General features: G+C 73.2%; 1 protein-coding gene. It reads right to left on the minus strand.

Going from position 1 to position 406, the window contains the following annotated elements; genetic code table 11:
• Nucleotides 1–75 precede the first annotated feature (75 nt).
• Nucleotides 76–406 (minus strand): EAL domain-containing protein (locus QMK34_RS45480; RefSeq protein ID WP_326421124.1); only part of this gene is annotated, 331 nt, incomplete at its 5' end.

A 406-nucleotide genomic window follows, 5' to 3' on the forward strand; every position in this document is an offset into this window, starting at 1 on the left:
ACCATGAGGGACCTAGACGCCCTCATGGTGGCCTTCAGGGACTTCGGGGCGCATCGCGGGCGGCCATGGCGGGAGCTACCGGACGCGGCCCAGGTCAGCGCCGGTCCGGAGGGCGGAGAGTGGGCCAGGGCGGCCGAACCGGTAGCCCTGGGCCATGGTGCAGCCCGCCCGGATGATCAACTCGGCCTGCTCGGCGGTCTCGATGCCTTCGGCCACGACCGCGAGGTCGAGGTCGGCGCACAGCCCGACCAGCGAGCGGCACAGTGCCGCGTCCCGTTCCGGCTGGACGCCGGTGGTCAACGCGCGGTCCAGCTTGATCAGGTCGACCGGCAGCGCGTGCAGGCAGGTCAGGGAGCTGTACCCGGCGCCGAAGTCGTCGCGCGCCACCCGCACCCCGAGCGCCTGC

Source organism: Amycolatopsis sp. H20-H5 (assembly GCF_035828755.1).
In the GTDB taxonomy this organism is placed as follows: domain Bacteria; phylum Actinomycetota; class Actinomycetes; order Mycobacteriales; family Pseudonocardiaceae; genus Amycolatopsis.